Source organism: Butyrivibrio sp. AE2015 (assembly GCF_000420825.1).
Lineage (GTDB): Bacteria > Bacillota > Clostridia > Lachnospirales > Lachnospiraceae > Butyrivibrio.
Map to the genome: position 1 here is coordinate 36,126 of NZ_ATVR01000010.1, position 14,369 is coordinate 50,494.

Annotated in this window: 14 protein-coding genes; all 14 read left to right on the plus strand. The window is 38.0% G+C overall.

Features of this window, described 5'->3' with window-relative positions; all coding sequences use genetic code 11:
- Nucleotides 1-13: 13 nt before the first annotated feature.
- Entirely contained in the window at nucleotides 14-2,398 is a 2,385-nt protein-coding gene (locus G585_RS0106950) for an HAD-IC family P-type ATPase (protein WP_022773938.1), read from the plus strand.
- A 62-nt stretch (nucleotides 2,399-2,460) separates the two neighbouring features.
- On the plus strand, nucleotides 2,461-2,904 hold the full coding sequence (locus G585_RS0106955; RefSeq protein WP_022773939.1) for a MarR family winged helix-turn-helix transcriptional regulator: 444 nt from the start codon (nucleotides 2,461-2,463) through the stop codon (nucleotides 2,902-2,904).
- Nucleotides 2,905-3,040: 136 nt separating this feature from the next.
- The gene (locus G585_RS0106960) at nucleotides 3,041-3,337 is read left to right on the plus strand and encodes a metal-sensing transcriptional repressor (RefSeq protein ID WP_022773941.1); all 297 of its coding nucleotides are present in this window, start codon (nucleotides 3,041-3,043) and stop codon (nucleotides 3,335-3,337) included.
- Nucleotides 3,338-3,379: 42 nt separating this feature from the next.
- Entirely contained in the window at nucleotides 3,380-5,317 is a 1,938-nt protein-coding gene (locus G585_RS0106965) for an NADH-quinone oxidoreductase subunit 5 family protein (protein WP_022773942.1), read from the plus strand.
- Nucleotides 5,317-6,183 carry a respiratory chain complex I subunit 1 family protein gene (locus G585_RS0106970; RefSeq protein ID WP_022773943.1) on the plus strand — a complete coding sequence of 289 codons (867 nt, stop codon included), beginning with the start codon at nucleotides 5,317-5,319 and terminating at the stop codon, nucleotides 6,181-6,183. Before G585_RS0106965 ends, G585_RS0106970 begins: the two co-directional genes overlap by 1 nt.
- 23 nt (nucleotides 6,184-6,206) lie before the next feature.
- Nucleotides 6,207-6,902, plus strand: coding sequence for an NADH-quinone oxidoreductase subunit B family protein (locus tag G585_RS20050; protein ID WP_022773945.1), 696 nt, complete (start codon nucleotides 6,207-6,209; stop codon nucleotides 6,900-6,902).
- Nucleotides 6,902-7,234: an NADH-quinone oxidoreductase subunit C gene (locus G585_RS0106980; protein ID WP_022773946.1), complete on the plus strand. Its 333-nt coding sequence runs from the start codon at nucleotides 6,902-6,904 to the stop codon at nucleotides 7,232-7,234. The genes G585_RS20050 and G585_RS0106980 overlap by 1 nt, the downstream gene beginning before the upstream one ends.
- 14 nt (nucleotides 7,235-7,248) lie before the next feature.
- Entirely contained in the window at nucleotides 7,249-8,328 is a 1,080-nt protein-coding gene (locus tag G585_RS0106985) for a hydrogenase large subunit (RefSeq protein ID WP_022773947.1), read from the plus strand.
- Between the two features lie 30 nt (nucleotides 8,329-8,358).
- Nucleotides 8,359-8,841, plus strand: a complete 483-nt coding sequence (locus G585_RS17480; protein WP_022773949.1) for a 4Fe-4S dicluster domain-containing protein — start codon at nucleotides 8,359-8,361, stop codon at nucleotides 8,839-8,841.
- Nucleotides 8,841-11,117: a carbamoyltransferase HypF gene (hypF, locus tag G585_RS0106995; RefSeq protein ID WP_034481585.1), complete on the plus strand. Its 2,277-nt coding sequence runs from the start codon at nucleotides 8,841-8,843 to the stop codon at nucleotides 11,115-11,117. The genes G585_RS17480 and hypF overlap by 1 nt, the downstream gene beginning before the upstream one ends.
- Nucleotides 11,118-11,119: 2 nt before the next feature.
- Complete coding sequence (locus G585_RS0107000) at nucleotides 11,120-11,338, plus strand: HypC/HybG/HupF family hydrogenase formation chaperone (protein ID WP_022773951.1); 219 nt, start codon at nucleotides 11,120-11,122, stop codon at nucleotides 11,336-11,338.
- Nucleotides 11,338-12,384 (plus strand): hydrogenase formation protein HypD, encoded by a 1,047-nt coding sequence (gene hypD / locus G585_RS0107005; RefSeq protein ID WP_022773953.1) that lies wholly within the window; start codon nucleotides 11,338-11,340, stop codon nucleotides 12,382-12,384. The genes G585_RS0107000 and hypD overlap by 1 nt, the downstream gene beginning before the upstream one ends.
- A gap of 9 nt (nucleotides 12,385-12,393) precedes the next feature.
- Nucleotides 12,394-13,404, plus strand: a complete 1,011-nt coding sequence (gene hypE, locus G585_RS0107010) for a hydrogenase expression/formation protein HypE (protein WP_022773954.1) — start codon at nucleotides 12,394-12,396, stop codon at nucleotides 13,402-13,404.
- Between the two features lie 53 nt (nucleotides 13,405-13,457).
- Complete coding sequence (locus G585_RS0107015; protein ID WP_022773955.1) at nucleotides 13,458-14,300, plus strand: adaptor protein MecA; 843 nt, start codon at nucleotides 13,458-13,460, stop codon at nucleotides 14,298-14,300.
- Nucleotides 14,301-14,369: the final 69 nt, after the last annotated feature.

A 14,369-nucleotide genomic window follows, 5' to 3' on the forward strand; every position in this document is an offset into this window, starting at 1 on the left:
CGGGGACTTTTTTATGGCAAATACATTTGTAAATGGGGATTACAAAATGGATTACTCAAATTATGGCATTAGTTCTGCAAAAGCAAGAGAGCTTTATGCATCAGGAAAAGGTAATATTCAGGTCGACAATACAGCAAAAACGACCTTAGATATCATCAAAGAAAACGTCTTTACATACTTCAACCTGATTTTCTTTATCATGGCAGTTTTGCTGGTCTTATCAGGCGCATTTAATTCGCTCACTTTTCTTCCGGTTATAATTTGCAACTCCCTTATAGGAATATTTCAGGAGATCAAGGCCAAAAAGGTTCTCGATAAATTAAATGTATTAAATCAGTCTACAGCTGTCGCTATACGTGATGGAGAAGAGGATGTTATTCCAATCAACAGACTTGTTGAAGGAGATTATATTGTACTTACATCCGGTAGTCAGATATGTGCAGACGCAGTTGTGGTTGAAGGTGAAATATCTGTTAATGAAGCTCTTTTAACAGGTGAAGCTGATGAGATCAACAAAGTTAAAGACTCTGAACTTATGTCGGGGAGCTTTGTTGTTTCCGGCAAATGTATAGCAAAACTTACAAGAGTTGGAGCTGATTCCTATATATCAAAGCTTATGCTCAAAGCAAAGAATATGTCTAATGCTTTGAAGTCTGAAATGGTTAAGTCCATTGATTACATTGTCATAGCTGCGGGTATCCTTATCATTCCGATCGGAATTGCTCTTTTTTGCCAAAGTGTTTTCGTTCAGGGCAATTCTTTTTCAGAGAGCATTCCTTCAGTTGTTGCTGCGCTTATTGGAATGATACCGGAAGGGCTATACCTTTTGCTTAGTATAACTCTTGGGCTGAGTACTATTAGGCTTGCCAGACAGAAAGTAATGCTTCACGATATGAGAAGTATTGAAACTTTGGCCCGCGTTGATACTATTTGCGTAGATAAGACAGGCACTATAACAGACAATAGCATGCTTGTTGCAGAGGCTATTCTTGCGTCAAATGAAGATGATGACGAGCTTTTTGATGCAACTTGCAGGCTTCTTTCAGAGTATCTTGGTTGTCTGCCTGACGATAACATTACTATGCATGCATTGGAGGATTATTTCGGTTTTACTACGAGCAGAAGCTGCGTTTCCTTTAAACCTTTTTCTTCCAAATACAAATATAGCAGCGTAGAATTTGATAATTGCCGATATGTTCTGGGAGCTCCTGAATTTATATTAAGAGAAGAGATTAAAAAATATCAGGACACTATAGAAGAATATACAAAAAAGGGCCTTAGGGTGCTCTGCTTTGCAGAATATGATGGAAATGCTGAAGGAGTTCTTGATGGGAAACAGGCACATCCTCTTATGTTCATAACACTTCAAAATCCTATAAGAGACGCTGCCTTTGATACCTTTAAGTACTTTGAAAAACAAGGCGTTGATGTAAAAGTAATATCCGGAGATAATCCAATAACTGTATCAGAAGTAGCCAAAAAAGCAGGTATTAAAAACTACGACAAATATGTTGATGCAAGTACATTGGATGATGGGGATATTCCTTTTGCAGTTAAGGAAATGACTGTTTTTGGAAGGGTATCACCCGAACAGAAGCAAAAGATAGTAAGAGCACTTAAAAAGAACGGTCATACTGTAGCTATGACCGGTGATGGTGTAAATGATATTCTTGCCATGAAGGATGCTGATTGCTCGATAGCTATAGCTTCCGGGTCAGAAGCTGCGGTTCAGGCTGCTCAGGTAGTGCTTCTTGACAGTGATTTTTCCCATATGCCCAAAATTGTTGCAGAGGGCAGAAGAGACATAAATAACATAGAACGAACTGCAACACTGTTTTTGGTAAAAAATATATTTTCATTATTGCTGGCTGTATTTTCAATTATCAATGTACTTATATACCCATTACAGCCATCACAGATTACTATCGTCAGCCTCGTGAATATTGGTATTCCTGGCTTTTTCCTGGCTATGGAACCAAATAACAAGAGGATAGAGGGGCATTTTCTTGTCAAAGTACTGTTAAAAGCAATGCCGGCAGCACTCACTGACTTTTTCGCTATAGCTGCACTTGTTGTATTTAGTAATACCTTTGGAGTGGATCAGACTGATGTTTCTGTTGCTGCAACTTTTCTTTTGGCCATAGTTGGATTTATTATCCTTGCCAATATTTCGTCACCTTTGAATACATACAGACTTCGGGTTATTTTTGGATGCATGATTGTTTTTGTTTTGGGTGCAATTTTCTTTAATGAGCTGTTTTCTATTTCATATGTTTCAAAGCCCTGTATAATGCTTTTTGTGCTATTTGCCATTGCAACGGAGCCATTTATGCGTTATCTTACTAAATTGTTTAGAATTATAGAACTTAAATTTCAGATTAATTTTTTGAAAAAATAATTAGTATTTTTTGAATAATAATGTATAATTAAATAGCATAAAATTATATTTAGGAGTTAGTTATGATAGATAACGAAGAAAAATACGAATCATTAAAACTTGGAAATCAGCTTTGCTTTCCTTTATATGCATGTTCCAAGGAAATAATCAGGAGGTATAAACCTTATCTTGACAAGATTGATCTTACATACACCCAATACATTACTATGATGGTTATGTGGGAGAAAAAAACTGTAAATGTTAAGACTTTAGGAGAGTGCCTTTATCTTGATTCCGGTACTCTTACTCCTGTACTTAAAAAGCTTGAGTCTAAGGGCTATATTACAAGAGAAAGATCCAGCGAAGATGAAAGAAACCTTGTTGTTTCTATAACTTCAGATGGAGAAAAACTCAGAGAAGAAGCTATAAGTATTCCTTCATCAATTGGGTCCTGTGTAAAATTGTCTGAAGATGAGGCTAAAATTTTGTATAATCTTTTGTACAAGATTATAGGAAATGTACGCTAATCTTTATTGATTTTTTTGGCAGATAGAAATATAATAAGTTTCGGCTTGATGTGCGGTTTTGTTAGACTTTTGTATTGTTTTGTAAACAAAAGTCAAAAATTTAACGAAAGCGCACATTGTTTTTTGGAGGTTTTTTATGAGTTCTCATACCCATAATCATCACCATGATCCCGCAAAAATGAAAGCTATAGTAAACCGTCTGTCTAAAGCGATAGGACATCTGGAGTCTGTCAAAAGGATGGTTGAAGATGACAAGGATTGTACAGAAGTACTTATACAACTTGCAGCTGTGAGGTCGGCAATTAACGGCTGCGGAAAAGAACTTCTTAAAGAACATATCAGTCATTGTATAGTTCATGCGGTCCAGGATGGAGATGAAGATGCTGTCAAAGAGTTAAATGACGCCATCGATAAATTTTTAAAAAATTCATGAGCTAAAAAATTTGAAAAAAGCATTTGAAAGGGGCGAAATACCTTGGCTATTACTATGTTAAACGCAGTAAACTTTCTTATCTTATTTCCTTTTTTAATGGCAGTGATCATAGGTTTTCTTAAAAAGGCAAGTCCTTTGAGAAGCGCAGTTATTATAATTGGTGGATTTACAATTATGATAACTGCTATTTATGTTGCTGTTAATGTTCTTACATCCGGGGATACATCCCAGTTTGTATACTTAGAACACACACATGTGCCTGATATGCTCGTTATTGCCGGCGAGATTTTTCTTATGGGTCTTGTATGTTTTCTCAGCATTAAATACCAAAAGTATTATGCTATTATTTTTTCTCTTGTTGGTACCATTCCAGTACTTTGGATGGATCTTACAGGAAAAGCTGTAGAGGGTAATACACATATTCGTATTGATACATTTGCAGCTGTTATGTATCTGATCGTAGGTATTGTTGGTATTCTTATTTGCATCTATGCATCAGGATATATGAAGGACTATCATCATCATCATACAGATGTACAGGATCGTTCTAATTATTTCCTTGCTCTTATGTTTGTATTCCTTGGTGCAATGTTCGGACTTATTTCTTCTGATAATCTTGGCTGGATCTATTTCTTCTGGGAGATCACAAGTGTATGTTCATTCCTCATGATAGGTTATACAAGAACACAGGAAGCTGTAGACAATTCATTCAGAGCACTGTGGATGAATCTTCTTGGTGGATGTGGATTTGCAGCTGGCCTTTTATACTGCAATATGAATCCTGAGTTACAGATCTCTAATCTCAGCCAGGTTACACATACTTCAGCGCCAGCTATTGTCATTGTGCCTGTAACATTATTCGCATTTGCAGCTTTGACAAAGAGTGCACAGTTCCCATTCTCAAGATGGCTTCTTGGCGCCATGGTTGCACCTACACCATCTAGTGCGCTTCTTCACTCAGCTACAATGGTAAAGATTGGTGTATATATGCTTATCAGAGTAGCACCTGTCATGGCGGGAACTCTTACCGGAGTCATGATCACTGTTATTGGTGGCTTCACATTCTTTGCAGCATCACTTCTTGCTATTACAGTTAGTGATGGTAAAAAGGTTCTTGCTTATTCAACAATCTCAAACCTTGGACTTATTACAGCCTGCGCCGGAACCGGTACTACTGAAGGTGTTTGGGCTGCAGTAATGCTTGTTTTGTTCCATGCTGTTTCTAAGTCACTTCTGTTCCAGACAGTTGGTGATATCGAGAACTGTATGCACAGCCGTGATATCGAGGATATGCATGGTCTTATCATCAAGTTACCAAGACTTGCGTTCATTATGATCATTGGTATTTGTGGAATGTTCATGGCTCCTTTTGGAATGCTTGTTTCCAAGTGGGCTGCTCTTAAATCATTCGTTGATTCAGGTTCAGTATGGCTTGTTCTTTTCCTTGTTTTTGGTTCAGGAAGTACATTGTTCTACTGGGCAAAATGGCTTGGTAAGATCTGCACAGTTATTCACCAGTCATTTGAGCTTGAGGATACAACTCCTAGAAGTGAGATGGTATCTATTTTCCCATTGACATCACTTATTGTTATCATGTGCTTCGCATTCCCATGGATGTCAGGTCATATGATACAGCCTATACTTGATGAGGCTTATCATACAAGTATTCCCGATGTTATCGGTGGCAGCGATATTATTATCATGATGATAATGGTTGCAATGGTATTTATGATTCCAATCGGATCAAGATTCTTATCAATTGGTAAGAACTCCAAGATGACAATGTCTTATGTTGCAGGTGTCAATGCAGGAGATGACAGACACTATATTGATTCTTTTGGAAAAGAGAGAGCTCTTTATATGTCTAACTGGTATATGACAGAATACTTTGGTGAAAAGAAACTTCTCAGACCTTGTATTTACATAGCTACTGTTCTTGTTGCAGTAATGCTTATCATTGTTGTTGGAGGTGCTTTCTAATGTCTATGATCATACTTAAGGCTGTACTTTATATTATTTTGGCACCACTTATTGGAGGACTTCTTTCAGGAGTAGACCGTGTTATTTCTGCCCGTATGCAGGGTAGACAGGGCCCTCCGGTTTTCCAGCCATTTTACGATGTATATAAGCTTCTCAACAAGCAGACAACCGTTGTTAACAGCATTCAGGTTTTGTTTGTTACAGGTTACCTTATCATGACAATCTTTACAGGAACATTGTTCTTTGCAGGCGGAGATATGCTTTTAGTATTCTTTGCTCTTTCAATGGCCGAAGTTGTTATGGTTATGGCTGCATTTTCTACTAATGGTCCTTACAGTATCATGGGTGCACAGCGTGAGCTTTTACAGATGATGTGTTATGAGCCTATGACACTTTTGGTAGCGATTGGTTTTTATTATGCAAACGGAAGCTTTATGGTAAACGATCTGATCCAGGCAAGTGTTCCTGCAATCGTTCAGATCCCTGGTTTCTTTATAGGATTTGTATTTATTCTTATAATCAAACTTCGTAAATCACCTTTTGATCTTAGTACTTCACATCATATGCATCAGGAAATGGTTAAAGGACTTACTACCGATCTTTCAGGTAATAACCTTGCATTTGTTGAGATAGCAGAGTGGTATGACACAGTACTTATGATGGGTATTGTTGGAATGTTCTTCTTAACAGCAAATCCTATCAGCAGAGTTTGGGCTCTTATTGCATGCGCAGTTGTATTTTTCCTTGAGACACTTATTGATAATCTGTTCCCACGTGTAAAATACATTACAATGCTCAAAGTTACATGGTCAGTAATTTTAGTTTTCGCAGGTACAAATCTGCTTATTCTTAATGTGCTTAAATAATACGGGAAGGGAATGTGAGATCAATGAAAATATCTAAATCACCATGGGTGTTACATTATGATGCATCCAGCTGCAATGGCTGTGATATAGAAGTTCTTGCCACAATGACTCCACTTTATGACGTAGAGCGTTTTGGTATCATAAATACTGGTAATCCTAAACACGCTGATGTTTTACTTTTAACTGGTGGCATCAATGCTCAGACAGCCCCTGTAGTAAGACAGTTATATAATATGATGCCTGATCCAAAGGTTGTTGTTGCCTGCGGAATCTGCGCATGCGACGGCGGTATCTTTAAAGAGTGTTACAACATTTTAGGAGGAGCTGATAAAGTAGTTCCTGTTGATGTATATGTTCCTGGATGCGCTGTAAGACCTGAAGCCCTCATTGAAGGTGTTGTTAAGGCTGTTGGTATTCTTGAAGAAAAGAGAAAGAAACTTAAAGAATCAATGAAACAGGGCTATTGTACTGTTGATTACAGTAAGATGGCTGTTCATATGACTGCTGATGACTATGATCCGAGCACACAGTATGATGCTGTTCTTACTGAAGAAGCTTTAAGAGAGCAGGCTGAAGAAAAGATCAAGGCTACAGCAAAGCCTGCACCAAAGCCTGTTGCGCCTGCACCTGCAGCTCCAGCTGCAAATGCTGTTAAGCCTGTTAATGCTCAGGCAGCCCCAGTTGCAACAAATAATGCTGAGAAAGGAGATAATAAATAATGAATACAGAATTTATTAATGTCAATCCTGAAAGCATTATAGATGAATCTCAGAAGCTTAAGTTTAATGGTTATCATCTTATGCAGCAGTGTGCTACAAGAATACCTGATGGATATGAGCTTATTTATTCTTTTGGAAAAGAGCTTGAGGTTAAACAGCTTAAGATAACTCTTCCTGAAGAGAATGAAATATCAAGTATAACAAGTATTTTCCCATGTGCTTTCATATATGAGAATGAAATGCATGACCTTTTTGGTGTAAAGGTTAAGATGATAAATATAGACTATGAGGGTAAGCTTTATCGTACAGCGATAGAGACACCATTTAAGTAATTGGAGGAACTGTAATGTCTACTAGAAGTGTTATTCCATTTGGCCCCCAGCATCCGGTTCTTCCGGAACCAATACATCTGGACCTTGTTATGGAGGATGAGAAGGTTATTGAAGCTATCCCTTCAATAGGTTTCATTCACAGAGGTCTTGAAAAGCTGGTTGATAAAAAAGATTTTAATGAGATGGTTTATGTAGCCGAACGTATTTGCGGTATCTGTTCACTTGGCCATGGACTTGGATATTCAGAAGCTGTTGAACATATTATGGATATTGATGTTCCTGCAAGAGCAAAATATCTTAGAACTATCTGGTCAGAGCTTTCAAGAATCCATTCACATCTTCTTTGGCTTGGCCTTTTGGCTGATGCCTTTGGATTTGAGTCTCTTTACATGGATTGCTGGAGACTTAGAGAGGATGCCCTTGATATGTTTGAGGCATCTACAGGAGGAAGAGTTATTTTCTCTGTTATGAAGATCGGTGGTATAAGAAGAGATGTATCTGATGAAATGCTTAAAGATTTTTATCAGAGAATAAATAAAATGGAAGAGGATCTTAAGGCTATTGCTAAGCCATTCCTTAATGATGCTGCTGTTCAGACACGACTTCGTGGCGTTGGTATCCTTACTCCTGAACAGGCTGACGCACTTGGATGTACAGGACCTTTCCTTAGAGCAAGCGGAATCAGTCGTGATATCAGATCAACAGGATACTGTGCTTACGGCGATATTGATTTTGAGCCAATTATTTCTACAGAGGGTGATTCATATGCCCGTACTGAATGCCGTATAAAGGAGATTTTCCAGGCATTTGATATTATTCGTCAGTGTATCGACAAAATGCCTTCAGGAGATATTGATGTTCCTGTTAAGGGTATGCCAAATGGCGAATATATGATGAGAATCGAGCAGCCAAGAGGAGAAGCTCTTTATTATGTAAAGGCTAACGGAACAAAGTTCATAGACAGAATGAGAGTTAGAACTCCCACATTTGCAAACCTTTCAGGCCTTGTTGAGACATTAAAGGGATGCGATCTGGCAGATGTACCTATTCTTGTACTTACTATTGATCCTTGTATCAGTTGTACTGAAAGATAATGAAATATTTAATTGGGATGGAGATTAGAGATGGCATTTGTAAGTTTTAAGAAAACAATTCTTCGTAACCTTGTATCAAAGCCATATACAAGAAAGGCAGAAAAGCAATTTCCTGAAGGTACCAGGGGACATGTTGAAAATGATATGGACGTATGTGTCCTTTGCGGCCTTTGCTCAATTAAGTGCCCAACACATGCGATCACTGTAGATAAGGCAGCAAAGACATGGTCTATCAGACCTATGAGCTGCATACAGTGCAGATGTTGTGTTGATAATTGTCCTAAGAAATGTCTTTCAATGGGTGTCAGATTCCAGGAACCCGGCGATGAGAAGATTACTAAGACTTTTAAACAGTCAGAGAAGGCAATTGCAGCTCAGGAAGCTTTGATGAAGGCTGCAAAAGAACGTGCGGCTGCTGCAGCTGCAGCTAAGGCTGCTGCCGCAAATGCAAATGGAGGAGCTGCAAACGCTAATCCTGTTGCTACAGCAAATACACAAGAAAAGAAAGATTGATGACAGAAAAAATCTTAGTCAAAGGGGCGGTGCAGGGAGTAGGCTACCGCCCTTTTGTTTTAAAAAAAGCAATTGAATATGGTCTTAAAGGGCAGGTAAAAAATATAGGAGCTGCAGTAGAGATCATTGTTTCCGGCTTGGAAAAGACTATAGATGATTTTTGCGATGAGCTTAAAAATGTTCAGCCTAAAGGCTCATTTGTCTTAGACATTGCCAGAGAAAAGCTTAATGAAAGCGATTATTCTTTTAATGATTTTGCTATTGTAGAAAGCTCAGTTGTGGACCTTAAATCTGAACTTCCAATAGTATTACCTGACATAGGTATCTGCGATAAATGCCTTAATGAGATGCTTTCAAAAGGCGATAGGAGATATAGATATCCGCTGATAAGCTGTGCTTCATGTGGGCCTCGTATCAGTATTTTGGATTCTCTTCCCTATGACAGACATACAACCACAATGGTCGATTTTGAAATGTGTCCTAACTGCCTTTCGGAGTATAAAAGTGGACGTAGAAGGCATGCACAGACAATTTCCTGTCATGATTGTGGACCTTTCATGATTCTTGACTACTATGACGGGGCAGAATCTGTTCACCTTGAAAGGGAAGATGCTGTGAAAAAAGCAATTTCTCTTTTAAACGAAGGTAAGATCATAGGACTAAAGGGTGTATCTGGTTATCAGCTTATATGTAAGCCTGAGAATCCTGTTGCTTTACGTTTAAGACAGATAAAAGGCAGAGAGAATAAGCCTTTTGCTGTTATGTTTTCGACAGTTGATAGTATAAAAATATACGCTGAAGTTAACGAGAAGGAAGAAGAGCTTTTATTGTCTTCAGCAAGACCTATTGTTTTATTAAATAAAAAGCAGGACTTTCCTTATGAAGTCTGCAAGGACAGTAATTATATAGGGGCTTTTTTGCCATCAGCAGGCATACACAGATTATTAACTGATGAAGTTGGTCCACTAATCTGTACAAGCGCCAATATTTCTGGTCAGCCCATAATTATTGATCATGATTCTTTTGACCAAAAACTAATGGATGGATCAAAAGAATATTATGTTGACGGAGTTCTTTTCCATAAAAGAAGGATAAATCAGCCTCAGGATGATTCTGTGGTATTTGTTATCAAAAATGAGAACGGGGAGTATTCTTCCCAGTTTATCAGAAGGGCAAGAGGTTTTTCACCGCTTCCTATAATCTGCAAAGGCTCAGATAATAACACTTCAACTATTTGTTTTGGAGGAGACCTAAAGAGCACATTTTCGTTTGCCAAAAAAGACAGAGTTGTTCTTAGCCAGTTTATAGGCGATTTAGAAGATGCTGACACCTATGAGCTTTTTAATAAACTAATAAAAAGAAATTCAGATCTTTTTTCATTTGTTCCAAGGAGAGCTGTCTGCGATAAGCATCCTTTGTATTTTTCATCAAAGTATGCAAAAGAATATGCAGAAAAAAGAAACATAGAACTGATAAGATTGCAGCATCATTATGCTCATGTTTTATCTGTCATGGCAGAAAATGAATTAAGATCATGTATTGGAATTGCCTTTGATGGTACAGGCTTTGGCGATGACGATAAAGTCTGGGGTGGAGAAGTTTTTCTGTGTAATGGTATAGATTATACTAGAAAGAGCCACTTATCGTATATTAAGCTTATGGGCGGAGATACAGCTCCCAAGAAGGCAAATATTGTAAAAGAATGCTATGAGATAGCTCTTAATGATAACGGCAGTGATATCGTTAAGGCTGCTCTTAAAAATAATATAAATACTTATGAAACTTCCAGTGTCGGAAGATTATTTGACTGCGTATGTGCACTTTTAGGAATAAAGGACTATAATTCATTCGAAGGTGAGTGCGCGATCTTACTTGAAAAAGAAGCTTCGCTCTGTAATGGAAGTCATTTTCCTTTGTTTGATGTAAAAATCATCGAAAATGAAGAGGGAGAAATTATATTCGATCAGCTTGATCTTTTTTCACAGATAAAGGGATGTATTGCAGATGGAAGTTTTGAAACAAAGGACATTGCATATGGTTTTCATTTAGCTTTGGCTTATTATATCGTGAAAATATGTAGTATACTTAGAAGCAATGTCAAGGAATCAAAAGTTTGTTTGTCCGGAGGAGTATTTGCGAACCGGATACTTTTAAAGAACACAATAGCTCTTTTGACAAAAGAGGGATTTGATGTTTATTGGAACAGGCTTGTACCATCAGGGGATGCTGGAATTGCCCTTGGACAGGCATATTATGGATTATTGAAAGAGGATTAGATATGTGCGTAGCAATACCGGGAAAAGTTATTAAGATAGATGGAACAAAAGCTACTGTCGATTTTAGCGGTAATACGGTTATAGCAGAAGCAGGCCTTGTAAATGTAAAGGTTGGCGACAGAGTTCTGGTTCATGCAGGCTGCATCATCCAGACTATGGATGAAAAAATGGCTGATGAAATGGAAGAATTATTTAATGAAATTGAGGATCTGACTGTTTAATGGGATCAATTACTTTTGAAGAAATTCTTGATAAATTAAAGAACTATGATGGTGAAGAAGTACATATAATGGAGGTTTGCGGCACTCATACCGCAGCAATATCAGAAAATGGCATTCCATCAATGCTGTCTCCAAAGATAAAGCTCATTTCAGGTCCCGGTTGCCCTGTCTGTGTTACAGTTACAGCTGTAATTGACAGACTTGTTGAGCTCTCAATGGAGGAAAACACCATCGTACTGACATTTGGTGATCTTATAAGGGTAAGGGGAACACATAAGTCACTAGCCGATGCAAAGGCGGATGGCGGTCACGTGAGAATGGTTTATTCTCCAATGGAAACTGTTAAGCTTGCCAAGGAAGATCCTTCTCATACATATGTTTTTGCTGCGATTGGCTTCGAAACCACGACTCCTGTATACGCAATGGTATTAGAAGAAGCGGTAAAAGAAAACGTTAAAAACCTAAAGCTTTTGACATCACTTAAAACTATGCCTGAAGTTATCAGATGGGTAGTGAAAAATGGCGGCGGAATTGATGGCTTTATTGCCCCGGGACATGTATGTGCGGTCACAGGAAGTGATACATTCAAAGCTTTGTCTGATGAACTTGGAATTCCTTTTGTGGTTTCAGGTTTTGAAGGCAAACAGCTTATTATGACTATATATGCTCTTTTACAGATGAAAGGTAAATCCGGTATAAAGAATCTGTACAAGAATGTAGTGACAGAGGAAGGAAATACTAAGGCAAAAGAAGTCGTTGAAAAGTATTTTGAAGTATCAGATGCCTCATGGCGCGGCATGGGCAAGATAAAAGGATCAGGCATGGCATTGAAAAAAGAATATGCTGATTTTGACGCTGGAAGTATAGGCCTTGATGAAGATCATATGCCACCCGGATGTAGTTGCGCAAGTGTACTTGTAGGTAAATTAAAGCCCTATGAATGTCCTTTATTTGGCAAAGCATGTACTCCGGATAATGCTCATGGAGCATGCATGGTATCTACAGAGGGCAGTTGTTATAATTATTTTGTATCAGGAAGAAGATAGGAACAGATTATGAAGATTACAATGGCACATGGAAGTGGTGGTGAGTCAACTTCCGCTTTGATCAGAGATATATTTGCTAAACATTTTCACAACGAAATACTTGATAAGCTTGAGGATTCTGCAGTTGTAGAAGGGTGTGGCAGGCTTGCGGTTACTACTGACAGCTTTGTTGTTACTCCTATTGAATTTCCAGGTGGTGATATAGGAAGGTTGTCTGTTTGCGGAACAGTCAATGATCTTCTTATGAGCGGTGCAAAGCCAATGTACCTTACCTGCGGCTGCATCCTTGAAGAAGGCCTTGATATGGATGTTTTGGACAGAGTTATCAGTTCAATGGCTGAAACTGCAAAGGAAGCTGGAATCAAGATTATTACAGGCGACACAAAGGTTATTGAAAACAAAGGCGGCGAGAGCGGACTTATAATAAATACTTCCGGGGTTGGCTTCATTTCTGAAGATTTAGATGTTCCGGGACCATTTAAGCTAAAAGATGGCGATAAGATAATCATATCAGGTAATCTTGGCGATCATCATGCTGCCATTTTAGGAACAAGGATGGGAATCCAAAATAATATAAAGTCCGATGCAGCACCTCTTGCCTTGATGGTAAAAGGACTTTTGGATAATAATGTAGAAGTGCACGCTATGCGTGATGTCACAAGAGGCGGCCTTGGAACTGTATTAAATGAGTTCTGCGAAAGCTCAAAATGCACAATTGATCTTTACGAAGATAAAATGCCGGTTTCACCAGCTGTAAAAGATTTTTGTGGTCTTCTTGGTTTGGATCCTATGTATATGGGCAATGAAGGAAAAATGGTTCTTTCAGTAGCTGCAAAAGACGCAGAGAAAGCTCTTTCTATAATTAAGAGATCTAAATATGGTGAGAATGCCTGCATCATAGGGGATGTAAGCAAAAATGACGGATCAGCCGATAAACATAATGTGGTACTTAATACCAAAATTGGCGGAAAACGTATAATTGGTCTGATGTACGGAGAGGGACTTCCAAGAATTTGCTAAATGATGTAAAATATATGTCGTAACTTTCGATTTCTTGAAAGGATAAGTATTTAATGGAATTTAAAAGAATCAATAAGGATACAGTAACATGTATCATAACTGAAGATGATATGGACGAGCAGGGAATAAAGCTCGAGGATTTATTTGAAAAGAAAAAAGAAGCGATGGATTTTTTACATGATGTAATGCGTAAGGCCCAGGAAGAGGTCGATTATAAACCAACAGGTTCCTTTATGCCAATGCAGATCACTGTTTTACCTGATCATTCCATTTCTTTAACTCTTTCTGAAAATGCTTCAGCTTCATTCGGAGAGATACTTAAAAACCTTACTGAAAAAGCCGGAATCACAATTCCAAAGAATGTTCTTGAGGATATTGGCGATTCTGAAAATGAAGACAGAATAAACAGATTAAATGAATATTTAAAGAGCTTGAAACAGTTCACCAATTCAGTAAAAAATATAATGGAAGACTCAGGACTTGCTGAGAACCATGATAAGATTTCACTCAATCAGAAGTCATCAGCTGCTGAGAATAAAGAAAAAGCAGATAAGATTTCAAACGGTGCTTCCAAGAAAAACAGAGATAAAGAGCGACTTAAGTTCCATGAATATGTTTTCTCTTTTGCAAATATCAGTACTGTTATTGAGTTTTGTAAAAAGGCACCTACAGATCTTAATATATCAAGTTCTCTTTATAAGAATGAGCAGGATGGTAAGTATTATCTTGATTTAAAGAGACTTGACGAAGAACCAAAAGTATTTGCGTCACTATTTACAATGGCATATGAGTTTGGCCATTTTCAAGCATCAAATCAGCATGTGATCGCACATATCCGTGAGTCCTATGACCTGATCATTAAGGATGATGCAATAAATTCTTTGGCGCAAGTTTAAGAAAACTAATGAATTATGAGTCGAGCGTATATGACGAATATATGCTCGACTTTTAAATTATTATTGTGG